21 protein-coding genes are annotated in these 25,454 nt (G+C 72.9%); 9 read left to right on the top strand and 12 right to left on the bottom strand.

All coding sequences use genetic code 11. The features are described from left to right. Positions 1-59 precede the first annotated feature (59 nt). Positions 60-524, top strand: coding sequence for a MaoC family dehydratase (locus ACZ4D5_RS25860; protein WP_467774766.1), 465 nt, complete (start codon positions 60-62; stop codon positions 522-524). On the opposite strand, the gene ACZ4D5_RS25865 is transcribed toward ACZ4D5_RS25860, so the two are convergent. The 3 genes from ACZ4D5_RS25865 to ACZ4D5_RS25875 all read right to left on the bottom strand — a co-directional run bounded on the left by ACZ4D5_RS25865 (position 515) and on the right by ACZ4D5_RS25875 (position 2,727). After that, positions 515-1,138 carry a TetR/AcrR family transcriptional regulator gene (locus tag ACZ4D5_RS25865; RefSeq protein WP_467774767.1) on the bottom strand — a complete coding sequence of 208 codons (624 nt, stop codon included), beginning with the start codon at positions 1,136-1,138 and terminating at the stop codon, positions 515-517. The genes ACZ4D5_RS25860 and ACZ4D5_RS25865 overlap by 10 nt on opposite strands. A gap of 89 nt (positions 1,139-1,227) precedes the next feature. Next, positions 1,228-1,515, bottom strand: coding sequence for a YiaA/YiaB family inner membrane protein (locus ACZ4D5_RS25870; RefSeq protein WP_467774768.1), 288 nt, complete (start codon positions 1,513-1,515; stop codon positions 1,228-1,230). A 60-nt stretch (positions 1,516-1,575) separates the two neighbouring features. Beyond that, positions 1,576-2,727: an acyl-CoA dehydrogenase family protein gene (locus ACZ4D5_RS25875; protein ID WP_467774769.1), complete on the bottom strand. Its 1,152-nt coding sequence runs from the start codon at positions 2,725-2,727 to the stop codon at positions 1,576-1,578. Positions 2,728-2,799: 72 nt separating this feature from the next. Here ACZ4D5_RS25875 and ACZ4D5_RS25880 point away from each other — a divergent pair, with 72 nt between their 5' ends. Further along, positions 2,800-3,447: a TetR/AcrR family transcriptional regulator gene (locus ACZ4D5_RS25880; RefSeq protein WP_467774770.1), complete on the top strand. Its 648-nt coding sequence runs from the start codon at positions 2,800-2,802 to the stop codon at positions 3,445-3,447. Between the two features lie 81 nt (positions 3,448-3,528). Continuing rightward, on the top strand, positions 3,529-4,239 hold the full coding sequence (locus ACZ4D5_RS25885) for an ArsR/SmtB family transcription factor (protein WP_467774771.1): 711 nt from the start codon (positions 3,529-3,531) through the stop codon (positions 4,237-4,239). Positions 4,240-4,272: 33 nt separating this feature from the next. Here ACZ4D5_RS25885 and ACZ4D5_RS25890 read toward each other — a convergent pair whose 3' ends face one another. After that, positions 4,273-4,848, bottom strand: a complete 576-nt coding sequence (locus ACZ4D5_RS25890) for a TetR/AcrR family transcriptional regulator (protein ID WP_467774772.1) — start codon at positions 4,846-4,848, stop codon at positions 4,273-4,275. 69 nt (positions 4,849-4,917) lie between these two features. On the opposite strand from ACZ4D5_RS25890, the gene ACZ4D5_RS25895 reads away from it, so the two are divergent. Continuing rightward, on the top strand, positions 4,918-5,511 hold the full coding sequence (locus tag ACZ4D5_RS25895; RefSeq protein WP_467774773.1) for a dihydrofolate reductase family protein: 594 nt from the start codon (positions 4,918-4,920) through the stop codon (positions 5,509-5,511). A gap of 55 nt (positions 5,512-5,566) precedes the next feature. Further along, on the top strand, positions 5,567-6,610 hold the full coding sequence (locus ACZ4D5_RS25900; protein WP_467774774.1) for an urea transporter: 1,044 nt from the start codon (positions 5,567-5,569) through the stop codon (positions 6,608-6,610). On the opposite strand, the gene ACZ4D5_RS25905 is transcribed toward ACZ4D5_RS25900, so the two are convergent. From ACZ4D5_RS25905 to ACZ4D5_RS25915, 3 genes are all read right to left on the bottom strand, one after another. After that, entirely contained in the window at positions 6,611-7,693 is a 1,083-nt protein-coding gene (locus tag ACZ4D5_RS25905) for a Zn-dependent alcohol dehydrogenase (protein WP_467774775.1), read from the bottom strand. A gap of 16 nt (positions 7,694-7,709) precedes the next feature. Continuing rightward, entirely contained in the window at positions 7,710-9,098 is a 1,389-nt protein-coding gene (locus ACZ4D5_RS25910; RefSeq protein WP_467774776.1) for an aldehyde dehydrogenase family protein, read from the bottom strand. A 136-nt stretch (positions 9,099-9,234) separates the two neighbouring features. Then, positions 9,235-10,410, bottom strand: coding sequence for a serine hydrolase domain-containing protein (locus ACZ4D5_RS25915; protein WP_467774777.1), 1,176 nt, complete (start codon positions 10,408-10,410; stop codon positions 9,235-9,237). A 168-nt stretch (positions 10,411-10,578) separates the two neighbouring features. On the opposite strand from ACZ4D5_RS25915, the gene ACZ4D5_RS25920 reads away from it, so the two are divergent. The 3 genes from ACZ4D5_RS25920 (at position 10,579) to ACZ4D5_RS25930 (ending at position 14,079) form a co-directional block, all read left to right on the top strand. Beyond that, positions 10,579-11,820: a sensor histidine kinase gene (locus ACZ4D5_RS25920; RefSeq protein WP_467774778.1), complete on the top strand. Its 1,242-nt coding sequence runs from the start codon at positions 10,579-10,581 to the stop codon at positions 11,818-11,820. Then, the gene (locus ACZ4D5_RS25925) at positions 11,817-12,527 is read left to right on the top strand and encodes a response regulator transcription factor (RefSeq protein ID WP_467774779.1); all 711 of its coding nucleotides are present in this window, start codon (positions 11,817-11,819) and stop codon (positions 12,525-12,527) included. Before ACZ4D5_RS25920 ends, ACZ4D5_RS25925 begins: the two co-directional genes overlap by 4 nt. Positions 12,528-12,867: 340 nt before the next feature. Beyond that, a complete protein-coding gene (locus tag ACZ4D5_RS25930; RefSeq protein WP_467774780.1) occupies positions 12,868-14,079 on the top strand; it encodes a S8 family peptidase in 1,212 nt (403 codons plus the stop codon). Here the strand turns inward: ACZ4D5_RS25930 and ACZ4D5_RS25935 are convergent. From ACZ4D5_RS25935 to ACZ4D5_RS25955, 5 genes are all read right to left on the bottom strand, one after another. Then, entirely contained in the window at positions 14,063-15,352 is a 1,290-nt protein-coding gene (locus tag ACZ4D5_RS25935; RefSeq protein WP_467774781.1) for an MFS transporter, read from the bottom strand. The genes ACZ4D5_RS25930 and ACZ4D5_RS25935 overlap by 17 nt on opposite strands. After that, positions 15,352-16,779: a CitMHS family transporter gene (locus ACZ4D5_RS25940; RefSeq protein ID WP_467774782.1), complete on the bottom strand. Its 1,428-nt coding sequence runs from the start codon at positions 16,777-16,779 to the stop codon at positions 15,352-15,354. Before ACZ4D5_RS25940 ends, ACZ4D5_RS25935 begins: the two co-directional genes overlap by 1 nt. A 144-nt stretch (positions 16,780-16,923) precedes the next feature. Then, positions 16,924-22,362: an nSTAND1 domain-containing NTPase gene (locus tag ACZ4D5_RS25945; protein WP_467774783.1), complete on the bottom strand. Its 5,439-nt coding sequence runs from the start codon at positions 22,360-22,362 to the stop codon at positions 16,924-16,926. Next, positions 22,352-23,209: a hypothetical protein gene (locus ACZ4D5_RS25950; protein WP_467774784.1), complete on the bottom strand. Its 858-nt coding sequence runs from the start codon at positions 23,207-23,209 to the stop codon at positions 22,352-22,354. Before ACZ4D5_RS25950 ends, ACZ4D5_RS25945 begins: the two co-directional genes overlap by 11 nt. A gap of 95 nt (positions 23,210-23,304) precedes the next feature. After that, the gene (locus tag ACZ4D5_RS25955) at positions 23,305-23,937 is read right to left on the bottom strand and encodes a TetR/AcrR family transcriptional regulator (RefSeq protein ID WP_467774785.1); all 633 of its coding nucleotides are present in this window, start codon (positions 23,935-23,937) and stop codon (positions 23,305-23,307) included. A 146-nt stretch (positions 23,938-24,083) separates the two neighbouring features. On the opposite strand from ACZ4D5_RS25955, the gene hmgA reads away from it, so the two are divergent. Next, complete coding sequence (hmgA, locus tag ACZ4D5_RS25960; protein ID WP_467774786.1) at positions 24,084-25,433, top strand: homogentisate 1,2-dioxygenase; 1,350 nt, start codon at positions 24,084-24,086, stop codon at positions 25,431-25,433. The last annotated feature ends 21 nt before the right edge of the window (positions 25,434-25,454 follow it).

A 25,454-nucleotide genomic window follows, 5' to 3' on the forward strand; every position in this document is an offset into this window, starting at 1 on the left:
CAAGCGCTTAGTCGCGTACGTAGATGACGTAGTCGCACACGTCTGGGAGGACCAGGGACATGGCGGAGCCGAGGATCTTCACGTCGGCCGAGGAACTGCGTGCCGGAGTCGGCGAGCAACTCGGGTACAGCGACTGGCTGGAGATCGACCAGAAGCGGATCGACCTCTTCGCCGACGCCACGGGCGACCACCAGTGGATCCACGTGGACCCCGAGAAGGCGGCGCAGGGCCCCTTCGGGGCGACGATCGCGCACGGCTATCTCACGCTGTCGCTGCTGCCGAGCCTGGTGCCGCAGACGATGCGCGTCGAGGGCATGAGGATGGGCATCAACTACGGCACCGACAAGGTCCGTTTCCCCTCCCCCGTGCCGGTCGGCTCGCGGCTGCGCGCGACCGCCGTGCTCACCGAGGTCACGCCGACCAAGGACGGCGGAGTGCAGGTGACGGCGCAGGTCACCGTCGAGCGCGAGGGCGGCGACAAGCCGGCCTGCGTCGCGGAGTCGGTGTCCCGCTACTACTTCTGAGCCCCCACCATCCGCAGCACGAGGTCGGCGTAGAGCGCGCCGACCTCGTCGGGCGTCCGGTGCCCCGCGACGTTGAACCAGCGGGCGACGTCGATGCAGAGCGAGAGCACGGCGAGCGTGGTGCCCGGCACGTCGGGGACGTCGAACTCCCCCGCCCGCACACCGTCGTTGATGATGTCCCGCACGGCCGCGTCGGACTTGCGGCGCAGCGCGACGATCTCCGTGCGGTGCTCGTCGCCGAGCGCGTCGAGCTCGTACTGCACCACGCGCGCGGTCATGTGGTGGGCGGCGTGCCAGCCGACGAAGGAGCGCACGGCCGCGGTGAGCCGCTCGGCGGCGCTCCCCTCGCCGTCCGCCGCGGTCCGCAGGATGGCCAGGGCCTTGTCGTGGCCGATCCTGCTGATGCGGTGGAGCAGCTCTTCCTTCGTCTTGTAGTGGATGTAGAGCGCGGCGGGGCTCATACCGGCGCGGCCCGCGATGTCACGGGTCGTCGTCGCGTGGTAGCCGCGCTCGGCGAAGGCCTCGACTGCGGCGATCAGCAGCCGCCGCGCCGCGTCGGGGCTGACCTCGCCCCACGGCTGCTCCTCGCCCTCGATCTCCGCCGCCGATCCCATGTCCCACTCCTTCACCCCGTCGGGAGGGACACCATACCCCTGACGGTGAGCAAGCGCTTAGGGCGCCGGGGTCGGGGGCCGGGCGGCGGTCAGGGCTTGGCGAACGGATCGTGCTCGGCGAGCAGCCTGTCGACGCGGGCCTGATCGACCCTGCTGACGAGCCGCTCCACCTCCTGCCGGTCCCTGATGACCTTGGCGAGGGTGAAGGCGGAAGTCGTCAGGTACAGCACGGAGATGGCGAGGAACGCCCGCACCCAGGCGGAGGCGTCGAGGTAGCCGATGCCGATGGCCACCGCACCCAGGGCGACGGCGAAGGACGCGATGGCCTGGCCGTAGAAGGCGGTCGTGGTCTGCTGCTTCACGGTTGGCTCAGTCATGGCCGCAGCATCGGGGAGGAGTGACCCGCACCACATCCGCTCGCGTACTCAGACGCGTACTCAGAACGCCGAGACCCCCGTCAGCGCGCGGCCGATGACGAGCTTCTGGATCTGGCTGGTGCCCTCGTAGAGCGTCATGACGCGGGCGTCGCGCAGCAGCTTGCCGGCGGGGTACTCGTCTATGTAGCCGTAGCCGCCGAAGACCTGCAGGGCGTTGTTGGCGGCGCGCACGGCGGCTTCCGAGGCGAACAGCTTGGCCTTGGAGGACTCCGTGGTGAAGGGCTGCCCGCGGTCGATGAGGTCGGCGACGCGCCAGGTCAGCAGACGGGCGGCGTCCACGTCCACCGCGATGTCGCTGATCAGCTCCTGCACCAGCTGGTGCCGGGCGATGCTCTTGCCGAACTGCTCGCGCTCGCCCGCGTACTTCACGGCCGCGTCCAGTGCGGCCTGCGCGATGCCGACGCAGCCCGCGGCGACCGACATCCGGCCCTTGGCGAGCGCCGACATCGCCACGGAGAAGCCCTTGCCCTCGGGCGCCATCATGGCCGCCGCCGGGACCCGGACGTCCTCGAGGACCAGCTCGGCGGTGGCCTGGCCGCGCAGGCCGAGCTTGCCGTGGACGGTGCGGCGGGTCAGCCCGGGGGTGCCGGTCGGGACGAGGAAGGCGGAGACGCCCTTGTGGCCGGGGGCGTCGTTCGTACGGGCGAAGAGGAGGACGACATCGGCCCAGGTGCCGTTCGTGATGAACATCTTGGTGCCGTTGATGACGTAGTCGTCGCCGTCGCGCACGGCCCTGGTGGTGAGGTTGCCCGCGTCGGATCCCGTGCCCGGCTCGGTGAGCCCGAAGCAGCCGACGAGCTCGCCCGAGGTGAGCCCCGGCAGCCACCGCCGCTTCTGCTCCTCGTCGCCCCAGGACGCGATGGTCTTGGCGACCAGGCCGAGGGAGACCGAGACGATGCCGCGTACGGAGGAGTCACCGCGGCCCAGCTCCTCGGTCACCAGGCAGTAGGCGAGGTGGTCGCCGCCCGAGCCGCCGTACTCCTCGTCGACGGTGAGGCCGAGGAAGCCGACCTCGCCGAGCTTCTTCACGATGGCCCGGTCGACGCTCTCGGCGCGGTCCCACTCGACGACGTGCGGGGCGATCTCGCGCGCGACGAAGTCCTTGGCCAGCTGCCGGACGGCGGTCTGCTCCTCGCTGAGCTCCAGGTTCATCGTGGGCACCTCTTCACGTCGAGATTTAAATTAGCACTGCTAGTTTCTTGTGGCAGCCCTACTATGTGCCGCATGGCCCGACCGCGCAAGCCCCTCCTCAGCAGAGAACGCATCGTCGACACGGCGCGCGCCCTCGTGGACGCCGAGGGTCTCGCGGCCGTCTCCACGCGGCGCCTCGCCGCCGAACTCGGCGTCAGCGGGCCGTCCCTGTACAACCACTTCCGCACCAAGGACCAGATCCTGGAGGCGGTCGCGGACTCGGTGAGCGCCCAGGTCGACCTGTCGATGTTCGACGCGGCCGACGAGCGCGACTGGCGCACGGCGCTGCACGACTGGGCGGTCTCCTACCGGGCCGCGCTCACGCTGCACCCGAACATCGTTCCGGTGCTCGCGCAGGGCCCCGGGCGGCGCCCGGCCGGACTGCGGCTCGCGGACGCGGTGTTCGGGGCGATGGTCGACGCGGGGTGGCCCGCCGCGCAGGCCACGTCGATCGGCGCGCTGATGCGGTACTTCATCATGGGCTCCGCGCTCGGCTCGTTCGCCGGGGGCTTCGTGGACGACGAGGCCGCGTACGACCCGGCGGACTACCCGCACCTGGGCCAGGCCCATCTGCTCGCCGAGCGTCAGCAGGTCATCGACGAGCGGGCCTTCGAGGCGGGCCTGCGGGCCCTGCTCGACGGGCTCGCGCTGCAGTACGAACAGGTGACGGCGCACGCGTGACGGTTCGGCGCACGCCTGACGCCTCGGCGGACATCTGACGCTTCGGCGCCCGCCGAAGCGTCCCTGCCGCACCCTGGGGACATGAAGCAGACCTCCAGGAAGAGCACCACGGCCACCGCCCTCGCCTCCTTCGCCTCGCTCGTCGCGGACGAGACGCGGGCGGCCTGTCTGCTCGCGCTGCTCGACGGGCGGGCCTGGACGGCCGGCGAGCTGGCCCGGCACACGGGGGTCGCGGCGTCGACGGCGAGCGAGCACCTGGGCAAGCTGGTCGCGGGCGGCCTGCTCGCCGAGGAACGGCAGGGCAGGCACCGCTACGTACGGCTCGCCGACGCACGGGTGGCCCAGCTGGTGGAGGATCTCGCGGCGCACGTGACCCCCGGGACCCCCGCGCGGCCCCGCACGCTGCGCGAGGCGGGCGCGAGCTCGGCGATGGCACGGGGCCGCACCTGCTACGACCACCTGGCGGGCCGCCTCGGGATCACGATCACCGCGGCGATGACGGCCCGTGGCCTGCTCCGCCAGGACACCGGCTTCGCCCTGACCGGCCAGGGCGTCGCCTGGTTCGCGGAGCTGGGCATCGACCTCACCCGCACCGGCCGGCGCCCCCTGGCCCGCCCCTGCCTGGACTGGACCGAACGCCGCCCCCACCTGGCCGGCGCCGCGGGGGCCGCGCTCTGCCGCCACGCCCTGGAGACGGGCTGGTGCGAACGGATCGGCACGGAGCGCGCGGTGCGGCTCACCGCCGCCGGAAGCCGAGCGCTCGCCGAGCACCTCGGCATCGAGGGCGTCTGAGGGCCGCCCTCAGACGCCCTCGGGGACGGCCCGTCACTCCGTGACGATGCGCTCCACCGCCGCCGCCACGAGCTCGTCGCGTTCCGCTTCCGAGAGGACGTCCGGGAGCGTCAGCTGTTCGACGATGAGCCAGTTGAAGGCCAGGTACAGGAGCTTGACCGCCATGGCGTCGCCCGGCAGACCCGATTCCTCGTGGTACGAGAGGTTGGCGTCCAGGTCGGCGCGGACGCGGTCGGTGAGGACCGCGCGCAGCTCGGGGCGGCGGGTCGCCTCAAGGCGGAGTTCGAGCAGGGCGAGGTAGCCGGTGCGGAAGCCGCTGACCCGGCCGACGACCTCGCGCATCAGCGCGACGTAGGTCTCCTTGTCGGGCTTGGCGGCGCGCTGGCGCTCGACCTCCGCGGGGTCGGGCGTGAGCCGTTCGTAGACCCGGGCGCCCGCCTGCGTCAGCAGGTCGTCGCGGTTGCTGAAGTAGTTGGAGGCCGTGCCGGTGGGCACGCCCGCCGCGGTGTCCACCGCCCGGAAGGTCAGCCCGCGGGCACCCTCGCCCGCGAGGACCTCGATGGCGGCGTCGACCAGGGCCGCCCGCCGTCCGTCATTCCTGCGCACCATTGACACCACTCCACGTGTAGTACTACGTTTCCACCACTACAGTAGAAGTACTACAGGGGGAGTTAACAGATGCGCAAGCTCGTCTACTACATCGGCGCCTCCATCGACGGCTACATCGCGGGCCCCGGCGGCGAGGTCGACTTCTACCCCGTGGGCGACGCGGCCCAGGCCACCGCCTACGCCGCGCGGATCAACGCCCGCTACCCCGAGACGGTCCCCACCGCCCTGCGCCCGCACGCCGGTCTCGCGGACGCCCCCAACCTCCGCTTCGACACCGTGCTGATGGGCCACGGCACCTACCGCACGGTCCTCGACCACGGCACCACGAGCCCGTACGCGCACTTGCGCCAGTACGTGGTGTCGACCACCCTCGCCTCCTCCCCCGACCCGGCGGTGACCGTGGTCGGCGGCGACCCCCTCGACCTGGTCCGCGACCTCAGGAAGCAGCGGGGGCAGGACATCTGGCTGTGCGGCGGCGGACGGCTCGCGGCCTCGCTGCTCCCCGAGCTGGACGAGATCGTCATCAAGAGCTACCCGGTGGTCGCCGGGGCCGGAATCCCCGTCTTCGACGGGCAGTTCGACCCCACCCGGTTCCGCGCGAGCGCCCGCGAGACCTTCGACAACGGCGTCCTGATGACCTGGTTCGAGCGCACGGACACGTAGATGTAACCTGCATCCGTCCTGTCGGACGACACAGGGACGTAACACGGGAGGGGCCGTGGGGCACGCGACGGATGCGCTGGACGCCGGGGGCTCAAGTGAGGGCGTGGGGCGGGCGATCGGGCCACCCGGCGTCCGCGTCTTCGCCGCGCAGGTGCTGCGCGGCCAGGCCCAGGTCACCTTTCTGCCGAGCGTCGCGGCGGGCGCGGTCTTCTGCGTCGCGCTCTTCGCCGCGGGCTGGCGGTACGGGCTCTACGGCCTGGCGGGCACCGCCGTCGGCACGGCGACCGCGCGGCTCCTCGGCGCGGACCGGACCCGTGTCGCGTCCGGCCTCGAAGGCTTCAACGCCTGCCTGACGGCGCTGTGTCTCGCGGTCTTCCTGGGCGCGGGACACCTGTCGACGGCGCTGCTCGCGCTCGCGGGCTGCGTGGTCGTCACCGTCGCGACCTCGGCCGTGGCGAACCTGCTCGGCGTCTGGGGGCTGCCCACGCTCACCCTGCCGTACTGCCTGATCGCGTCCACGGCCACCATCGCCGCACCCGGCTTCCAGCGGGTCTGGCACCACGGCGAGGGCCTCGCGGCCCTCACCAGCCCGGCATCGGGACCCACCGCGCTCCGACCCGACGAGCTGGCAAGGGCGTTCTTCACCGCCTTCGCCGAGATCTTCTTCATGCCGCAGTGGTACGTGGGTGCCCTGCTGCTCCTCGGCATCCTGCTCGCGAGCCGTCGCGCGGCGGCCGTGGCGTGTCTGGGCAGCACCGTCGGGACCGTCACCGCGTGGGCCCTCGGCGCCCCCGCCGCGCAGATCGCCGACGGCACGATGGGATACAACTCCGTGCTCGTCGCCCTGGCCCTGTGCGGCGTCTTCCTGCCCGCGCGGGCGGCGACACTCACGTACGCACTCGTGGGTGCCGCCGCGGCGACGGCGGTCGGCTCGGCGATGTCGGCGCTCTTCGCGCCGTCCGGCGGGCACACCTTCACCTGGCCGTTCGTGCTGACCACGCTGGTGTTCCTGGCGGGTGCCAAGTCCTTTCCCCGGCTCACCGGTTCGCGGGACGCGGACCGGTCGGACGCGGACCGGCCGGAGCGGGACGCGGACTGATCAGAAGACGACCAGCGCTCGGCCGCCCTTGCCCGCGATCATGTTGTCGAAGGCCGCCGGGATGCCGTCGAGGCCGATCCGGTCGGTCACCAGGACGCTGAGGTCCAGGCGCCCCGCGCGGATGTGGCCGGCCAGGACCGGCAGGTCGACCGAGGGGTCGGAGTTGCCGTACACGCAGCCGGAGAGGGTCCTGCCCCAGTGGAAGAGCTCCAGGGCGTTGAAGGTGACCTGCTGGTCCTTGCCGCCGATGCCGACGACCGTGGTGCGCCCGCCGCGCCGCGTGGACTCCCAGGCCGTACGGATCGTCACCGCGCGGCCCACGCACTCCACGGCGACGTCGACGCCCTGCTTGCCCGTGAGGGCGCGGACGTCGCGGGCGGTCGTCTCGGAGGCGGCCACGTAGTCCGTCGCCCCCGCCCGGCGGGCGAGCTCCTCCTTCTCCGGGGACACGTCCACCGCGACGATTTTCGAGGCCCCCGCGATCCGGGCCGCCTGGAGCGCGGCGAGGCCGACCCCGCCCACTCCGTACACGGCGACCGTCTCGCCCTTCTCGACCTGCGCCGAGTGGTGGACGGCGCCGTAGCCGGTGAGGACCGCGCAGCCCAGCAGGGCGGCGTCGGCGAGCGGCACGCCGTCCGGCACGGGCAGGACGCAGTTCGCGGCGACGACCGTCTCCTCGGCGAACGCGGCGACGTTCAGGCCCGGGTGGAGATCGGAGCCGTCGGACGCGCGGCGGGCGTACACGTTCGCCGAACCCTCCAGGGCGTGCGCGCACAGCCACACCTCGCCCAGCGTGCAGGCATGGCAACTGCCGCAGGAGGGCGCCCAGTTGAGGACGACGCCGTCGCCGGGCGCGACGTGCGTGACGCCCTCGCCGACGGAGACGACGGTGCCCGCGCCCTCGTGGCCGAGGACGGCGGGGACCGGCACCCTCATGGTGCCGTTGGACAGGGACAGGTCGGAGTGGCAGACCCCGGCGGCGGCGAGCCGGACACGGACCTGGCCGGGTCCGGGCTCGGGCAGGTCGATGTCGGCGATCTCCATCGGAGCCCCGACGGCGGGAAGTACGGCGGCGCGGACCATGATGCGGGGAACTCCCTTAGAACTGGAGGGACTTGGTCTGGAGGTACTCGGTCAGGCCGTGCGAGCCCAGCTCGCGGCCGACGCCCGACTGCTTGTAGCCGCCGAAGGGCGCGAGCGGGTTGAAGCTGCCGCCGTTGATGTCGACCTGGCCGGTGTCCATGCGGCGGGCGAACGCCACCGCCTCGGCCTCGTCGGCCGCCCACACCGCGCCCGCCAGGCCGTACACGGTGCCGTTGGCGATGCGCAGGGCGTCGTCCTCGTCCTCGTACCGGATGATCGAGACCACCGGGCCGAAGATCTCCTCCTGGGCGATGGTCATCTCGGGGGTGACGTCGGCGAAGACGGTCGGTCGGACGTAGTAGCCGCGCTCCTTGGGCGCGTCGGGGCCGCCGGCCACGATCCGGGCGCCCTCCTCGACGCCCTTGGCGATGTAGCCGCGCACGCGCTCGTGCTGCTTGGCGTTGACGACGGGGCCGATGCGGTCGCCGTACTTGGCGGCGGCGGCCGCGGCGAGCTCGACGGCCTCGTCGTACCGGTCGGTGTGGACCAGCATGCGGGTCCAGGCGCTGCACGTCTGGCCGGAGTTGGACATGACGTTCGCGACGCCGACGTTGACCGCCTTGGCGAGGTCGGCGCTCGGCAGGATGACGTTGGCGGACTTGCCGCCGAGTTCCAGGGCGACGCGCTTGACGGCCGCGCCCGCCGCGGCGCCGATCCGCCTGCCGACCGCCGTCGATCCCGTGAACGAGACGAGGTCGACGCCCTCGTGCTCGGCCAGGGCCTGGCCCGCGACCGGGCCGAGCCCCGTGACGAGGTTGAAGACGCCCGCGGGCACGCCCGCCTCGTGCGCCGCCTCGGCGAAGAGCTGGGCGGTGAGCGGGGTGTCCTCGGCGGGCTTGAGCACGACGGTGCAGCCCGCGGCGAGCGCGGGGGCGACCTTGTTGACGATCTGGTGGAGGGGGTAGTTCCAGGGCGTGATCGCGCCGACCACGCCGACCGGCTCCAGATAGACGGTGGAGTTGCCCACCTTCTCCTGGAAGGGGTACGTCGCGGCGAGCTCGGCGTACGAACCGGAGACCAGGATCGGCACACCGGCGTGCACGGCCTCGGAGAACGGCAGCGGGGCGCCCAGCTCGGCGGTGACGGTCTCGGCGACCTCGCCCTTGCGGGCGACGAGGCGGTCGCGCAGGGCGCCGATGACGGCCGCGCGCTCGGCGGGCGGGGTCGCGGCCCAGCCGGGCAGGGCGGCGCGGGCGGCACGGACCGCGGCGTCCACGTCCTCGGCGGTACCGGCCGGGACCTGGCCGATGGGCTGCTCGTCCGCGGGGTTCAGGACCGTGATCGTGTCGGCGCCCGCAGCCGGGCGCCAGGCGCCGTCGATGTACATCCCGTCGTGGGCCTTCATCGCATTCCTCCAGGTTGTCGTCCGCGCTACAAACTAGCGCTGATAGTTTTCCAGCACCAGGGGCACCGGAGACCGCCGCCCCCCGCTCCGGCCCTGAGGCGGCCCCGGCTGCGGTCCTACCCTCGTCGGGCGGCGTTCATCGGCACAGGGCCGTGTCCACGACCTTCTCCAGATGCCGGACGGCCGCCTTGTCCGTCGGCTGGACGGTCACGGCGACGTTGGCGGCGCGGCGGCCCTTGTCCGTGACGCCGCCGCGGGTCTCGTAGCCGGGGTAGCTCCCGCCGTGGCCCCAGGAGAGACCGCCGCACGACAACGGCTTGCTCACGAGCCCCAGACCGTAGCGGGCACCGTGGCCGAAGTAGTCGGCGGGGACGGTGGTGCGCATCTGGTCGAGCTGGGCCCCGGGCAGGAGGCGGCCGCGCAGCAGCTCCGAGAAGAACCGGTTGAGGTCGGAGTTGGTGGAGATCATCTGGCCCGCGGCCCAGGTCCAGGAGGGGTCGAGTTCCGTGATGTCCCGCGGAGGGGTGCCCTTCGCTTCCTGGAGGTAGCCCTTGGGGTGGGGCTCGCGGATGGTCGCGTCGCGAGGGGCGGGGAAGTAGGTGTGGCGCAGCCCGATGCGCTTGATCACGCGCCGGTCGATCTCCGCGGCGAGCGGGTGGCGCGTGACCTTCTCGACGATCATGCCCGCCAGCACGTAGTTCGTGTTGCTGTACGCCCATCCCTTCCCCGGCTCGAATTCGGACGGGTGCTTGAGGGCGAAGTCGACGAGCTCGCGGGGTTCGTAGAAGCGGGGTTCGAGGTCCTCGTACTTGGTGTAGTTGGGCAGCCCGCTGGTCTGCTGGAGGAGGTGGCGGACGGTGATGCGGCCCCCGTCGATGCCCTTGCCCCGGACGAGGCCCGGCAGATAGGTGTCGACCGGGGCGTCGAGGCGGATCCTCTTCTCGCCGACCAGCTGCAGGACGACCACCGCGGTGAACGTCTTGGTGTTGCTGCCGATCCGCACCTGCCCGTCCTTGGGCACCTTCGCCCTGGTGGCGAGGTCGCCGACGCCCGCGGTGTAGGTGCGGGTGCGGCCGTCGCGGCCCTTGACGCTCGCGAGCGCGCCGGGCATGCCGTCGGCGCGTACGAGGGCGTCCAGGCCGCGCTGGACGGAGTCCGGCCGGGCCGCGGACGCGCCCGCCTTCTCCGCGGGCGACATCAGCGCACCCACCGCCATGACGCCGACGGCCACCGCGGCGGCGGCCGGCACGACGATGCGCCGGGTGCCCGGCCGTCGGAAGGAACGGGGCCGGTGCGATTCCTGCTCACGCATGAGGAAACTCCTGGGGAGGTCGGGTCTCGTCTGCCGCCCCCCTGTCGGAGGGGCAGGCCACCGATCATGGTTTTCAGGGGCTCGGGCACACATCGCGGGAAAGCAGGAAAAAGGCCTCCCTCCATCGGGGGAGGCCCCCGGCGCGCGAGCTGGCCATACTTGCCCCTTGTGATCAGAGGAATCCGGCCGCTGCTGCGCGGCTCCACGTACACAGGCATGGCCTTCGCCCTGGGCGGCGCCTTCGCGAGCCTTCCGCTGCTGCCCTTCGCGATGCTGCCCGCGCTGGCGTGGCCGTCCGCGCCCCAAGCCATCCAGATGGTGCTGACCCTGCTGGTCTGGGCGGCGCTCATCGGCACGCTCGGGCTGGCCCGCGTCACACGGCGGGCGCTGATACCCGGTGCCCGCCGGCTGCTGAAGGTGCCGCTGCCGGCCCCGCCGGCCCGCGGCGACCACCGGCGCACCGCTGTCTGGCTGCTGCTGCACGTGGCGCTGGGGTGGGCGGGGGCGCTGGTGGGCGGGGCGCTGCTGCTCGCGGGCCTGACGCTGCCGTTCGACGGGCTCCGCTCCAAGATGGAGCTGAGCCTGTTCGGCTGGTCGGCACGGCCGGAGAGCGGTGCGGAGCGCTGGGCGGTGGCGCTCGGCTGCGTGCTGCTCGCGGCGGTCGTGTGCGTGGCGGTGACCTGCGCCCTGCGGTGGGCGGCGCCCCGGCTGCTCGGGCCCTCCCCGGCCGAGCGGCTCGCGCTGGCGGCCGAGCGGGAGCTGCACCTGGCCGAACGCAACCGGCTGGCCCACGAGTTGCACGACTCGATCGGGCACACGCTCACGGCGACCACGATCCAGGCCGCGGTGGCGGGCGAGGTGCTCTCCGACGACCCGGTGGCCGCGCGGGCCGCCCTGCGCAGCATCGAGGAGTCGGCACGCGCGGCGCTGGAGGACCTGGACTACGTCCTCGGCGTGCTGCGCGAGCAGCAGGCCGAGACGGCGCCGACCCGCACCTTGGCCGACCTGCCCGACCTGATCGACCGCCTGCGGCACGCGGGCGCGGCGGTGGAACCCGATCTCTCGGGCGACCTGGCACAGGTGCAGGGGACGCTCTCGCGGGCGGCGTACCGCATCCTGCAGGAGGGCCTGACGAACGCGCTGCGGCACGGGTCCGGCGGTCCGATCGGGATCCGGGTGGCGGCGACGCCGGACGCGCTGGAGCTCGGCGTGGTCAACGCAGTCGGCTTCGTCGACGGGGACGGGGCGGGCACGGCCCGTCCGGGACCTGACGCCTTCCCGACCTCCGGGCACGGGCTGCCCGGTCTGGCCGAGCGGGTGCGGCTGCTGCACGGCGAGTTCGCGTCAGGACCGGACGGCCGAGGGCGCTGGCACCTCGAGGTCCGGCTGCCGGTGCGGGTTCCGGCATGATCGACTCCGGCGCGGCCGGGGCGACGGAGCCCGCGGCAAGCGCACCGGACACCTCCGTCACCCTCCTCATCGCGGACGACGACGAGGTGACCCGCAGCGGCCTGCGTACGCTCCTTGCGGCGCAGCCCGGGATCGCGGTGGTCGCCGAGGCGGCCGACGGCACCGAGGCGGTCGAGCGGGCGCGGCTCGTGCGGCCGGACGTGGTCCTGATGGACGTACGGATGCCGCGCCTGAACGGCATCGACGCCACACGGCAGTTGCTCGCGGAGTCGGCGGAGCCGCCGAAGGTCGTGGTGATCACCACCTTCGAGAACGACGACTACGTCACCGCCGCGCTCAGCGCGGGAGCCAGCGGGTTCGTCCTCAAGCGGCGCCCGGTCCGGCAGATCGCGGAAGCGGTGCGGGTGGTGGCGGCCGGGGAGACGATCCTCTTCCCCGCGGCACTGCGCCGGATGGTCGCCGCCCGCCCGCTGGACTCCGCACAGGCGCTGCCGAGGGCGGAGCTGACGGGGCGCGAGGAGGAGGTGCTGCGCCTGATGGCGACCGGTCTGTCCAACCCGGAGATCGCGCAGTCGCTCACGGTGAGCCTGGAGACCGTGAAGACGCACGTCGGCAACGTGCTCACCAAGCTCGGCGCGCAGAACCGCACCCACGCGGTGGTGATCGCGTACGAGTCGGGCCTGGTGGTACCGGGCTTCACCGGCTGATCCGCCGGGGGCCCGACGCGGCCCGGTCGAGGGAGAGTTCACCGACCGGCTCGTCACCGAGCCTCCCCGATCGACTTGAAGGACTGAACCGGAGCCATCCACCCCTCCGCCGTTATCCGGACACACCCCGCATATTCGCCTTGTATTCGATTTCAAGTACGTGACAGACGCATGTCAAGACGTCAACTCCCTTGATCTAGACCTGCGGAGAGGCCACGCTACTGATCGCGACGGGAGCGGCACTCACCGCTCCCTTCTTGTGTGTGCGATCCCGCGCACACCCCCCACAGTCGCGTCGCCCGACCCCGGGCGCGCCGCCTATGAGGAGGACTCCCTCGTAATGGCAACGCTGCGCAGCAAGAAGACTGTGATCGCCGCGGCGATCTCGACCGCCACCGCCGCCGTCCTCGGTGCGGTCACCGCTCTGCCCGCCCAGGCCGCCCCCGCCGAGGGCACCGTGATCGCGGCGAACTCCGCCGACGCGATCAAGGGCAGCTACATCGTCACGCTGAAGAAGAGCTCGGGTCTCAAGGCCGCCACCGCCCAGGGCAAGGACCTCATATCCGAGTACGGCGGCTCGGTGCAGAAGACCTTCAAGTCCGCGCTCAACGGCTACTCCGCGAAGCTGAGCGCGACCGGGGCGAAGAGACTCGCCGCCGACCCGGCGGTCGCCTCCGTCGAGCAGAACCAGAGACTCCGGGCCACGGCCACGCAGTCCAACGCCCCCTGGGGCCTGGACCGCATCGACCAGGCGAAGCTGCCGCTGTCCGGCACCTACACCTACCCGGACAGCGCCGGTTCCGGCGTCACCGCGTACGTGATCGACACCGGCGTGCGGATCTCGCACTCGGAGATCAGCGGACGCGCGGTCAACGGCTACGACGCGGTCGACGGCGACAACACCGCCCAGGACGGCAACGGCCACGGCACGCACGTCGCCACGACCATCGCGGGCAAGACCTACGGCGTGGCCAAGAAGGCCAAGGTCGTGGCCGTCCGCGTGCTCGACAACAACGGCTCCGGCACCACCGCCGGTGTCATCGCGGGCGTCGACTGGGTGACCGGCAACCACGCCGCCGGAGCCCCGGCCGTGGCCAACATGTCGCTCGGCGGCGGCGCCTCCACCTCGCTCGACAACGCGGTGAAGAACTCCATCGCCGACGGCGTCACCTACGCGGTCGCGGCGGGCAACTCCAACACCAACGCGGGCAACACCTCGCCCGCCCGCGTCCCCGCGGCCATCACGGTCGGCGCCACCAGCAACACGGACGCCAGGGCCAGCTTCTCCAACTACGGCTCGGTCCTGGACATCTTCGCGCCCGGCGTGAACATCAAGGCGGGCTGGCACACCGGCGACACGGCCACCAACACCATCTCCGGTACGTCGATGGCCGCCCCGCACGTCGCGGGCGCGGCGGCGGTCTACCTGGCGGGCCACACCTCGGCCACGCCGGCGCAGGTCTCGTCGGCGCTGGTGAACGGCGCCACGCCGAACGTCGTGACCAGCCCGGGTTCGGGTTCCCCGAACAAGCTGCTCAAGATCGTTCCGTGACCTCGCCGTTCCGTGTAACTCCCTTGTTCTGACGGCGAGTTCGGTGACTGCGACTGGTCCTGTCGTCTGATCCGCCTGTTCCCCGGGGGCTGCCGGCGCCCCCGGGGGACGTGCGCGCGCCGAGGCCCGCCGCGACGAGCAGCAGTACGCCCAGCATCACGAACGGCGCCGCCACGCCCGCCACTCCGGCGATCAGGCCCGCCGACGCGGGGGCGGCGACCTGGCCCAGGCGGTTGCCCGTGAGGCGCAGCGCGAGGGCCGTCGAGCGGGCGGCGGGCGGCGCGGCCTGGACCACCGTCGTCATCGACAGCGGCTGGCCCACTCCCAGACAGAAGCCCAGCAGGACGAGCATCGCGCCCAGTGCCCACACCGGCACGGGAAGCGCGATCCCCGCGCACAGCAGCGCGGCGAGCACACAGGTCGTGACGATCAGCGCGCCCCGGCCCAGCAGATCGATCAGCGGCGTCATCACCAGGCGGCAGGCGATGGTCGACGCCGCCCGCAGCGACAGGAGCAGCCCGACGGCGGCGGGCGCGATGCCCCGGTGTTCGCCGACCACCGGCAGATAGGCCGTGAGGATGTCCGTCGCCGAGAGCACGGCCAGGCTGATGAAGATGCCCGCGGGCACGCCGCGGGTGCGCAGGATGCCCAGGACCGGTACCTTCGCGGCCCGTTCGGCGGGGCGCGCACCGGAGCGCCGGTGCTCGATGCGCCACAGCGAGGTGAGGGAGACCGCGGCGACCCCCGCCGACGCCAGCAGGGCCAGCGCGCTCGTGCGGTCCATGTCGGCGCCGATCAGGGCACCGGCGGCGATCGGCCCGACCAACTGGCCGAGCGAGGCGCCGATGGTGAAGTGCCCGAAGTTGCGGTCCTGTTCGGCGGGCGCGGACTGCCGGGCCACGATCGACTGCGCGCCGATCACGAAGCAGAGGTGGCCGAGCCCCATCACGCCGCTCCACGCGGCCATCGCGGCAAGGGAGTCCGCCGTGCCGCTCAGCGCGCAGCCGCCCGCGATCAGGGCGACGCCGACGGGCAGCAGCGGCGCGCACCGCCCGTGGTCCGTCCTGCGTCCGAGCGGTACGGCGGCGAAGAGCGGGAGCAGCGCGTAGACGCCCGCGATGACGCCGATGGCGCGCTCGTCGGCGCCCAGCGAAAGGGCCCGGTAGGAGACGGCGGGCCGCGCCATCGACACCGCCCCCTGCGCGAAGCTGAAGGCGATGACGAGACGGAGCAGCCAGCCCCTGCCACCGGGCCCGGGTGTCGCGTCGGGCATCAGATGATGCCGAAGAGGATTCCGGCGCCGAGCACCACCAGCGAGGTGAGCACGGCCCATTTGACGGTGAACCGGGTGTGGTCGCCGAACTCGACCTTGGCCATGCCGACGAGGACGTACACGGCGGGCACCAGCGGGCTCGACATGTGCAGCGCCTGTCCGGCGATGGAGGCGCGGGCGATCTCCAGGGTGCCGACGCCGTGCGCCTGCCCCGCCTCGGCGAGGACCGGGAGCACACCGAAGTAGAAGCCGTCGTTGGACATGAAGTACGTGAGCGGGATGGAGAGCAGACCGGTCACCAGGCCCATGTGCGGGCCCATGCCGTCGGGGATGGCGTCGACGAGCCAGTCGGCCATGTGGTCGACCATGCCGGTGCCGGTGAGGACGCCGGTGAAGACGGCGGCGGCGAAGACCATGCCGGTGACGTTGAGGACGTTCTCCGCGTGGGCGGCGATGCGGGCCTTCTGGTCGGGCATGTGCGGGAAGTTGACGGTGAGCGCGAGGGCGGCGCCGAGCAGGAAGAGGACCGGGATCGGCAGCCACTCCATGATCATGGCGGTGAGCAGCAGGACGGTGAGGCCGGCGTTGAACCAGTAGAGCTTGGGGCGCAGGGTGGGGCGGTTGGGGTCCAGGCCCTGGAAGCCGTCGTCGTCGCCCTCGCTGTCGGGGGCGTCCGGTGCGTCCGCGTCGGTGCCGCCGCCCGCTCCCCCGGCGGCCTTCTTGGTGAGCGACGTACGGCCGTCACCGCCACCCGTACCCACCAGGACCGTCTCGCCGCTCGTCTCCTTCTCCAGGACCTCGTCCAGCGAGAGCACGCCGAGCCGCTTGCGCTCGCGCAGACCCAGCGCGTACGAGAGGAGGAAGACGGCGACCAGACCCATGGCGAGGGCGGGGATCATCGGGACGAAGATGTCGGCGGCGTCGACCTTCAGCGCGGTCGCGGCGCGGGCCGTCGGGCCGCCCCAGGGCAGGGTGTTCATGACGCCGTTGGCGGTGGCGGCGACACCCGTCATCACGACGAGGCTCATCTTGAGGCGCTTGTACAGCGGATACATCGCCGAGACCGTGATCATGAAGGTCGTCGAGCCGTCGCCGTCGAGCGAGACGATCGCGGCGAGCACGGCCGTGCCGACCACGATGCGCAGCGGGTCCGCCTTGCAGAAGCGCAGGATGCCCCGGACGATCGGGTCGAAGAGGCCGACGTCGATCATGACGCCGAAGTACACGATGGCGAACATGAGCATGGCCGCCGTGGGCGCCAGATTGCCGACGCCTTCGAGGACGTAGTCCCCGAGATGGGCTCCCTTCCCGACGAACACGCAGAAGATCGCGGGGATCAGCACCAGGGCCGCGATGGGCGACATCTTCTTCATCATGATCAGCACCAGGAAGGTGGCGATCATGACGAATCCGAGGATGGTCAGCATGGGGGCAACCTCACGTTCACCTTCGAACTCCCACCAGGTCTGGCGGTCCGGATGACGGTAGGACCCGCTCTTGAGCGTTAACAAGATGTTGACGCGCGAGCAATAAGCGCAAAACTCCTGGTCACGGACGTGTCTCGAAGGCCGCTACGGCGCGGCCGCCGCGGGCACGTCCAGGAGGATCACGCCGTTGCGGGTGGCGACGGCGAGCTCGCCGTGCGGACCCGCGGCGAGGCCCGTGCACACGGAGGGGAGGTCGATCATGCAGTGGACGAGGCCGTCCCTGGCCCCGGCGACGGCGAGTTCCCGGCGGCCCGCCATCGCGAACGCCCGCGCGCCGGGCAGGACGGTGGCGTGACGCGCCCTGAGGACCGGGGAGGCGTACGCGTACCTGACGTGCACATCGAGCCGCCGCACTCGCTCGGGCGGGCCGTCGAGCGCCGCGAGGATCGGGGCGACGGGCAGCACCGCCGTGACGTATGCGCCGACGAGCACGAGTGAGTCGTCGGGTCCGCCCGGGAGCGCGGCAAGGGCCCGTACGTCGCCCCGGCGGGGCAGCAGCAATCGGCGCCAGGTCCCGACCTCGACGAGGTAGAGGCCCGCGGCGGTCGGTACGGCGATGAACTGCCGGTCGGCGCAGCGCACCACGGCCGTGCCGCCGGTGATCAGGTCGGGGGCGCCGGCGAGCCCCAGCCTGTCCCGGAGCGGGCCGCGCTCGACGTCGAGTACCGTCGCGAAGTGGCCGCGGGCGTCCAGGGCCAGGGCGACGTCGCCGTCGTGCGGGGCCGGTCCTCGCAGGCGCATCAGCGCCGACCGCGGCCCGTCGGCGAGCAGCACGGCCTCGCGCAGCACGGTCCTTAAAGGACGAGCACCGTGCCGGTCGCCGAGGTCCCAGCGCTCCACCACTCCCAGCTCACTGCGCGAGAACAGGGCGGGCACCGGCACACCCACGGGCCCGGGCACGCGGACAGCCATCAGCTCGGCGACCCCGCTCTCGCAGGCCGGTCGCAGCTGGTGGCGCAGCTCACCGCTCGCGCCGTCGCGCACCTGGACCGTGCCGTCGGATCCTCCCGCCGCCACCGCCGTCCCCCCGTCCACCGCGAACGCCGCGACGGCCGTCGCGCTCGGCACGGCGTCCAGGGCCTCGGTCAGCTCCCAGCCCCCGGCGCGTTCGTCGAGCCGCCACAGCGTGCCCCGCTCGTCGCCGCAGAGCAGCCCGCCGTCGGGCGCCTGCCCCAACGACCCCACGGGCAAAGGGAGGCGGCGTTCCCAGTGGTCCTCGCCGAAGAGCGCGACGAGGCGGCGGTCGGCGCCCGCGCTGAAGGCCCGCGTGCCGGACGACGGCGTCCCCCGCGCGAAGGCGAGGGCGTACACGGGCGCGCCATGGACCTGGCGCGGCTCGCCGAGCGGGCGGCAGGTGGGCAGGGTCCATTCCCGTACGGTGCCGTCGTCGGCGCCCACGAGCAGCCGCCCCGAGCCGTCGGAGTCGAGGGCAAGTGCCGTGGCCCAGAAGGAGGGTTCGGGTTCGGGGCCGAGGCCGAACCACCTGCCGTGCGTGACGTCCCAGCAGGCGATGCGCCCCGTGCCGGTGGCGGCCACGACCACGTCACGGCCGCGCACCGTGCCCGTCGTCAACGCCGTGACGAGGCCCGGGACGGTGAACTCCCGCTGATCCAGAGGGACTCCGCCGGGCAGCACGAGGACCGTGACCCGGCCGCTGACCTCTCCCGTCGCCACCAGTCCGGGCCCCTCGCGGGTGCGGCCGACCGTCGCGCAGGACACCAGTGGATGCGTCCAGAGCGGATCGACCGGCAGGGCCCGCCGCCACAGCTCCCGCTGCTCCGAGACGTCCCAGCAGCGGATCAGATGGTCCCGTCCGACGCTCACCAGGGCGGCCGCCCCACCCCTGCCCCGCACGGCGCCGAGCGCGAGAACCGGCGCCTCGTGGCCGTTGATCTGGGTGGAGTCGGCGGCGTGCACGCCGGGCCACAGCCGAATCACCCCGTCGCTGCCACCGACCGCCGTGGTCCCGCCGACCGCGCACACGGCCGATGCCTCGTGCAGCCCCACCTGGCCACCGACGCGGTCGCCGGTCACCAGGTCGTACAACTGGAGGCCGCCCCTTCCGCCTTGCACGCTGACGCAGTCCGCCGAGCCGAGCCGGAACGTCGCGAGCCGCACCCCCTGACCGCCCCCGATCCGCAGCGGCAGGCCCAGCGGGCGCCCGCTGTCCAGGTCGACGCGGTGCAGCAGCCCGTCGGCCGTGGCGACGGCGACGATCCACTGGCGGCCCGCCCGGTGCACGGCCAGCGCACAGGGCGGCAGGTCGTGCCGGAGCAGCGTGCGTACCTGTGCCCGGTCGGTCAGTGAGGTCAGGCGGACCGTGTTGTCGGTCCCCATGGTGACGACGAGTTCGCCCTGCGCGTGCCCGGGCACGTGCGCGAGGTCGACCACGGCGCCGTCGTGCCCGGTGAACACGCCCGCGGCCGGCGCCAGTTCATGGACGTCGGAGATCCCCGCGGTGGCGTCGGAGTACCCCGAGAGCATCCGGTGGCCGTACTCCGGGGGCAGGGCGGCCAGCGCGGTGATGCTGCGCAGCGGACTCCCCGGCCGCCCGGTGGCCCGTTCGAAACGGCCCGCCCACACCGCGACGAGCTGCAACTCCAGATGCTCCCGCTGTCGTCTCTCGTAGTCGAGCAGGGCGCGTCGACGGCGCCGGGACAACCGGGGCTCCGCGCTCTTCGTGGTCAAGGAGTACGCGAGACAGTCGCCGCCCGGGAAGCGGAGCACCGCGTGGGCCGGCGGTCCGGCACCGTCCTCGTCGCCCCACACCAGCACGTGCTCCGCCCTGCGCAGCCCCAGGCGTTCGTGATCGAAATCGGCATCGTGGTGGGGGAGCAGCCGCCAGCACCAGTAGTGCCCCCGGCCCGCGTCGAAGACGTGCAGCAGCCGCCAGTGGCGGACGCGTCTCTCTCCCATGACCCATTCGACGATCGCGTGGTTCGACAACGCCGCGGCACAGCCCGCAAGTTGGGGAATCGCCGTCCACGTGGTGCCGAGCATGGCCTCGTCGGTGCCCGGCCGCTCCGTACGGTCCCCCGTGTCCAGGTCCCAGACGACGGCGCCCGAACGGTAGGGCCGCTTCTCCAGGAAGTACGCCCCCTCCCCCATCGGCACCACGATGCCGCTCCCCGCCAACGCCTCCATCCCTTCGTACCGCCGCGCCCCGCCATGCGGATTCCACGCCGCCCACCTGGCCCGCCACGGCAGATCGCCCCGGTCGCACGACGCGGCGAGCCCGGTCGCCTTGCGGCAGACGGCGGCGAGCCGGAGGCGGGCGCGGCTCTCGGGGTCGGCGACACGCGGCCGGTGTCCCCGCAGCAGCTCCTCGACGTCGCGCACAGCACGCCCCGCGCGGCGCCCGTCGGCGGTACGCAGCCGGGGCAGCGCGGCCAGCAGCTGGTCCGGGTCGGCGGTGAGGACGAAGCCCGCGTCCACCACGAGACGGTCCAGGACGCCGCCCTCCGCGGCGTGCAGCGCCAAGTACCGCCGTACGTAAGGGTGGTCGAGGCCCTCCAGCATGCCCGCGATCACCCGCTGCGTCCGCTCGGCGCCGCGGCCCTCCCTGAGGTGCTCGATGAGGGCGCGATGGTAGATCCGGTAGACGGAGCCGCCGTCCTCGACGCTCTCGACGACGTACGATCCGGCGGCCTGGCGCAGCCAGACGACGTCCTCGTCGCCGTAGGCCCGGTCGCCGAGCGCCGCCGCGAGGCGCGGCCAGATGCCGGCCCAGGGCAGCCCGGCGCCCTGCGCGAAGGCGAGGGGCCGCAGCAGGTCGCGGGCGCGGTCGGCGAGCGGGCCGAGGCGCTGGTCCAGGTCGCGCTCCATGGCCTCGCCGGGCAGGCGCGGCAGTTCGTCGCGCCAGCGCCGGTCGTCCGGGTCGGGCACGCGGGTTTCGCGTGCCGTGGTGCGGGCGGTGATCCTGGCCACCAGGAAGGAGCGTCCCGCCGCTTCGGCGATGGCCTCGGCGATGGCGTCCACCCGGTCGGGCGGCGCGGTGCACAGCACGGACCCCGGGGTGGTGAGGAGCTTGCGGACGTAGGCGCGGACGGCCTGCGGGTCGCCGTGCCGCTCGTCGTCCAGGTCGATGCGGCGCGCGGAGGCGGGCAGCAGGCGGGCGATGTGCGGACGGGCGCCGACCAGGAGCCGCAGGGGCAGTTGGCGCCTGGGATCGATGAGCGGGGAGAGGAGTTCCTCGACGGCCTCGTGCGGGGCGAGCGCCTCGTCGAGGGAGTCGATGAGGACGACGAGGGGTTCGGTCCTGCCCTGGAGGTGGGCGGTGAGCGCGCCGAGCGACGCGGCGGCGCAGCCGGACGCGGCGGACAGGGCGTCGAGGAGCTGCCGGGTCGTCTTGTGGCTCGCGTTGACCGCGGCGTCCACGGCGCCGGGGCCCGGGAGCACGGCGGGCAGTTCCGCGCGGGGCACGGCGTCGCTGTGGGCCGCGTCGGTGAGCACCGCGACCATGCCGAGCAGGGAGGACTTGCCGGAGCCGGGGTCGCCGGTGACCACGCACAGCCGGTCGGCGGCGCGCTGCGGGGCGAGCCAGCCGGTGACGTCGGCGAGTGCCGTGTGCCGGCCCGTGAAGTCCCAGACCTCTTCGGTGGGTACGTCGGTGCCGCGCGCCCTGGGCAGGAAGAACCCGGTGAACTCGGCCTGCCTGGCGCGCCGTTCGCGCCCCGCGAGGGAGACGATCCGGTCGATCTCCTCCAGCTTGAGGCCCGAGGCGCCGGGGACGTGGCGCGGGTTGGGCAGGAAGTCGGGTACGTCGGCGACGGCGTGGGTCAGGGACCAGGTGGGCCGCTGCGAGCGCGGGATGCCGGGGTCGGCGCGGATCGCGGACATCACCTGGCCGAGGGCGATGTGGGCGGGCGCGTGCCCCGCGGTGGCCTGGGCGCGCACGGCCCGGTCGAAGGCCGCGGAGAGCGCCCCCGTGTACGCCTCCTCCTTGCGCCGGGATGCGGCGACGAGGACCAGGCCGGTGTCGCCGTGTTCGGTGACGGAGCCGTGGAACCTGCGCGCCTCCAGGGCGGCGCGCAGGGCGGTGTCGGTGCCCTCCTCGGCGTAGCAGGCGTCGATGAGGACGAGGAGCCGCTCGACGCAGGTGTCCTCCCAGAGCAGGGCCACCAGGTCCTCGGTGGGCAGGGCGGTGCCGCGCAGGTCGCGGGCGTCGCTGTCGGCGAGCAACAGGTAGTGCCTGCCGCTGCGTTCGGCGGTGACGCCGTGGCAGGCGAGGTAGAGGACGACGTAGTCGCCGGGGGCGCGTTCGGGGGCGGTGGCGAACGCCCGCAGGCCCTTGGTGAGTTGTTCGCGGCTCGGGTCGATGCCGAGGTCCGCGCCCCTGCGGTAGCCGAGTTCGTCGAGGAAGAGCCGCTCGATGCGGGCCACGTCGTCGGCGAGTTCGGGGCGGGCGGCCTCCGGATGCGCGCGCACGTCGGTGACCGCGGTCGACAGCAGGAAGCGGCGCGCCGGCGCGGGCGGGGCAGGGGGCGCTTCGGCGGACGGGGCGGCGGGCGCGTCAGCCGTCACCGCAGCCCTCGCTCACCGCTCTGCCCGCCTCCTCGGTGCACAGGTAACGGGTCACGTCGTGGGCCTTCGCGCCGTTGTGCACGAGGTGGCCGCGGACCCGGTCACCGAAGAGCGGGCGCAGGTCCTTGACGAGGGCGACGACGTCCCCTTCGTCTGCGATGTTGGTCCAGTGCCGCACCGGGCCCGGCCAGTCCCCCGGACCGCCGCCGTCGCCGACCTCCAGGCGGTCGAAGACGAGGTGGCGGATGCCCAGCGGAGAGCCGAGCGTGAGCAGCGCGCGGACGGGCCACTCGGGGTGCGCGCACAGGGATTCGTAGGCGACGACGCTGCCCAGGGAGTGGCCGACGACGACCCGGGTGTCGCCGGTGACGGCCGCGGCGACGCGGCGCAGGACCTCGGCACGGACGGCCGCGTCGGTGAGGTAGGCCCGCACCTGCTTGAGGTCCAGGACCAGGGAGCGCAGCGCCACGTCGGCGAAGAACCGGGAGCGGCTGAGCGCGTTGAGGGCGCGCTGCACGGCGTACGGAGTGCGGGCGAGGGTGCGGGCGTCGGGCGCCACGACGGCGGGGTCGGTGCGGGCGGCCTCCTCCCACCACCGCAGGAGCAGCTCGCTCTCCAGGCCTTCGGCGACGTCCGAGGCGTCGAGCGGCGGGTCCTGCACGGAGAGGGTGCGTCCCGCGGGCCGGAACAGGTCGCCGTAGAAGACGCAGGTCATGTCGGAGGCGGCGAGGGGGCGGGCGGCGGCGCGCGTCAGTCCGTCGCAGAGCGCCGGGTGCCAGGAGGCGTACAACTGGCTCTCGCCCAGGTGTTGTTGACCGATCCCGTGGACGCACACCACTCGTGCCATGTCCCCCCTTGGGCCCGCCGATCGGGTGCGATCACCTTAGCAACGGGCCGCTCTCCTGGGGCCGCTCGGCGGCGACGGGCAACCCTCGGGGCCGTTCAGTCCAGCGACCGCGCGAAGTAAGCGTGCAGCAGGACCCTCGCCTCGTCGACCAGCGCCGGGTCGCCCGCCGGGTCCGCCCGGAACGCCAGCTGCAGCACCGCGTCGACCGCCTCGACGCCCACCAGCATCGTGCGGCGCAGGCGGGCGTCGAGGGGGCGGTCCAGGTGGCCGGAGAGCAGGGCGGCGACGCGCTCGGCGACCTGGAGGTTCGCGTCGGGCATCGCCTCGGGCGCGGAGGGGATGCCGAAGTCGACGAGGCCGAAGCCGGGGACGGTGCGCATCATCGCCAGGTACTCGTCGAACGCGGCGTCGACCGCGCCGCGCCACTCGCCGCGCTCCACGCCGCTCACACGGGCGGCCACGCGCTCCGCGTACGCGTCGAGGTTGCGGTGGGCCAGGGCGTCGGCCAGGGCCCTCTTGTTGCCGAAGAAGCGGTACACCGAGCCGATCGGGACACCCGCGCGCTGGGCGACGGCGCGGGTGGTGAGGCCTTCGTAGCCGACCTCGTCCAGGACGGCGGCGCAGGCGTCGAGGATCCGGGTCAGGCGCTCCGCGCTGCGCTCCTGCACGGGGACGCGGCGCAGGGAGGCCGGGGGGCGCGGTTCCTTGGGCGGGTTCGGGTGGGGCATCCCGGGAGAGTAGAGCACGGCTCGTGGCGGGAGTAGAGCACCGCTCACATCGGGAGCGGAGCACCGCTCACATTCCGGTTTCCCCTTGCGGAAGGAAAACACGAATCCTACGGTGTTCCATAGGAATCATTGACGAGGGAGCGATGATGAGCGGGGACCACGCAAGCAGCCCGGAGCGCACGGGCGAGAGCGACGCACGCAAGACGGCCGAAGGGCTGGCCTACCTCTCCGGCTTCGGCAACGAACACAGCTCCGAGGCGGTGCCCGGCGCACTGCCGCACGGCCGCAACTCGCCCCAGCGCGCGCCCCTCGGCCTCTACGCCGAGCAGCTGAGCGGCTCGGCCTTCACCGAGCCCCGCGCGCACAACCGACGCTCCTGGCTGTACCGCATCCGCCCCTCGGCCGCGCACCCGCGGTTCACGCGCGTCGACAACGGCGCGATCCGCACGGCCCCCTTCGCCGAGTCGGTGCCGGACCCGAACCGGCTGCGCTGGAACCCCCTTCCCGAGCCCGCGCCCGGCACGGACTTCCTGGCGGGCCTGTGGACGCTGGGCGGCAACGGCGACGCGGCGCAGCGCACCGGCATGGGCATTCACCTCTACCACGCCAACTCCTCGATGCGGGACAGGGTGTTCAGCGACGCGGACGGCGAACTGCTGATCGTCCCCGAGCGGGGCGGGCTGCTCCTTCGCACCGAGTTCGGCCTGCTGCACGCGGAGCCCGGCGAGGTCGCGCTGATCCCGCGCGGCGTCCGCTTCCGCGTGGAGCTGCTCGACACGAGCGCGCGCGGGTACGTGTGCGAGAACTACGGCGCGCCCTTCCAGCTCCCCGACCTCGGCCCGATCGGCGCCAACGGCCTGGCGAACGCACGGGACTTCAGGGCGCCCGTGGCGGCGTACGAGGATGTCGAGGGCCCGGTGGAGGTGGTGAACAAGTTCTGCGGCAACCTGTGGCACGCGACGTACGACCACTCGCCGCTCGACGTGGTCGCCTGGCACGGCAACCACGTCCCGTACGTCTACGACCTGCACCGCTTCAACGTGATCGGCACGATCAGCTACGACCACCCGGACCCCTCGATCTTCACGGTGCTCACCTCGCCGTCCGACACCCCGGGCCTCGCGGGCGTCGACTTCGTGGTGTTCGCGCCGCGCTGGCTGGTGGGCGAGGACACCTTCAGGCCGCCGTACTTCCACCGGAACGTGATGAGCGAGTACATGGGCCTCATCGAGGGCGCGTACGACGCGAAGGCCGAAGGCTTCGTGCCCGGCGGCGGCTCGCTGCACAACATGATGTCCGCGCACGGCCCCGACCGCGAGACCTTCGAGAAGGCGTCGGCCGCCGAGCTGAAGCCGCAGAAGATCGACGACGGCCTCGCGTTCATGTTCGAGACGCGCTGGCCGGTGACGGCGACGGAACAGGCGGCGACCGCGTCCCACCTGCAGCGCGGCTACGACGACGTATGGCAGGGTCTGGAGCGCCACTTCCGCAACTGACGCACCACCACTCTGATTCGG

It is taken from the genome of Streptomyces sp. NPDC025651, from assembly GCF_055558735.1.

What these genes read in the sequence shown, in the direction of transcription:
- ACZ4D5_RS25905 (WP_467774775.1), bottom strand. Translation starts at nt 7,693, where the DNA reads ATGGTCCGCGCCGCCGTACTTCCCGCCGTCGGGGCTCCGATGGAGATC.
- ACZ4D5_RS25930 (WP_467774780.1), top strand. Translation starts at nt 12,868, where the DNA reads ATGGCAACGCTGCGCAGCAAGAAGACTGTGATCGCCGCGGCGATCTCG.
- ACZ4D5_RS25890 (WP_467774772.1), bottom strand. Translation starts at nt 4,848, where the DNA reads ATGGTGCGCAGGAATGACGGACGGCGGGCGGCCCTGGTCGACGCCGCC.
- ACZ4D5_RS25940 (WP_467774782.1), bottom strand. Translation starts at nt 16,779, where the DNA reads ATGCTGACCATCCTCGGATTCGTCATGATCGCCACCTTCCTGGTGCTG.
- hmgA (WP_467774786.1), top strand. Translation starts at nt 24,084, where the DNA reads ATGAGCGGGGACCACGCAAGCAGCCCGGAGCGCACGGGCGAGAGCGAC.
- ACZ4D5_RS25875 (WP_467774769.1), bottom strand. Translation starts at nt 2,727, where the DNA reads ATGAACCTGGAGCTCAGCGAGGAGCAGACCGCCGTCCGGCAGCTGGCC.
- ACZ4D5_RS25915 (WP_467774777.1), bottom strand. Translation starts at nt 10,410, where the DNA reads ATGCGTGAGCAGGAATCGCACCGGCCCCGTTCCTTCCGACGGCCGGGC.
- ACZ4D5_RS25860 (WP_467774766.1), top strand. Translation starts at nt 60, where the DNA reads ATGGCGGAGCCGAGGATCTTCACGTCGGCCGAGGAACTGCGTGCCGGA.
- ACZ4D5_RS25895 (WP_467774773.1), top strand. Translation starts at nt 4,918, where the DNA reads ATGCGCAAGCTCGTCTACTACATCGGCGCCTCCATCGACGGCTACATC.
- ACZ4D5_RS25925 (WP_467774779.1), top strand. Translation starts at nt 11,817, where the DNA reads ATGATCGACTCCGGCGCGGCCGGGGCGACGGAGCCCGCGGCAAGCGCA.
- ACZ4D5_RS25865 (WP_467774767.1), bottom strand. Translation starts at nt 1,138, where the DNA reads ATGGGATCGGCGGCGGAGATCGAGGGCGAGGAGCAGCCGTGGGGCGAG.
- ACZ4D5_RS25885 (WP_467774771.1), top strand. Translation starts at nt 3,529, where the DNA reads ATGAAGCAGACCTCCAGGAAGAGCACCACGGCCACCGCCCTCGCCTCC.
- ACZ4D5_RS25880 (WP_467774770.1), top strand. Translation starts at nt 2,800, where the DNA reads ATGGCCCGACCGCGCAAGCCCCTCCTCAGCAGAGAACGCATCGTCGAC.
- ACZ4D5_RS25935 (WP_467774781.1), bottom strand. Translation starts at nt 15,352, where the DNA reads ATGCCCGACGCGACACCCGGGCCCGGTGGCAGGGGCTGGCTGCTCCGT.
- ACZ4D5_RS25910 (WP_467774776.1), bottom strand. Translation starts at nt 9,098, where the DNA reads ATGAAGGCCCACGACGGGATGTACATCGACGGCGCCTGGCGCCCGGCT.
- ACZ4D5_RS25955 (WP_467774785.1), bottom strand. Translation starts at nt 23,937, where the DNA reads ATGCCCCACCCGAACCCGCCCAAGGAACCGCGCCCCCCGGCCTCCCTG.
- ACZ4D5_RS25870 (WP_467774768.1), bottom strand. Translation starts at nt 1,515, where the DNA reads ATGACTGAGCCAACCGTGAAGCAGCAGACCACGACCGCCTTCTACGGC.
- ACZ4D5_RS25950 (WP_467774784.1), bottom strand. Translation starts at nt 23,209, where the DNA reads ATGGCACGAGTGGTGTGCGTCCACGGGATCGGTCAACAACACCTGGGC.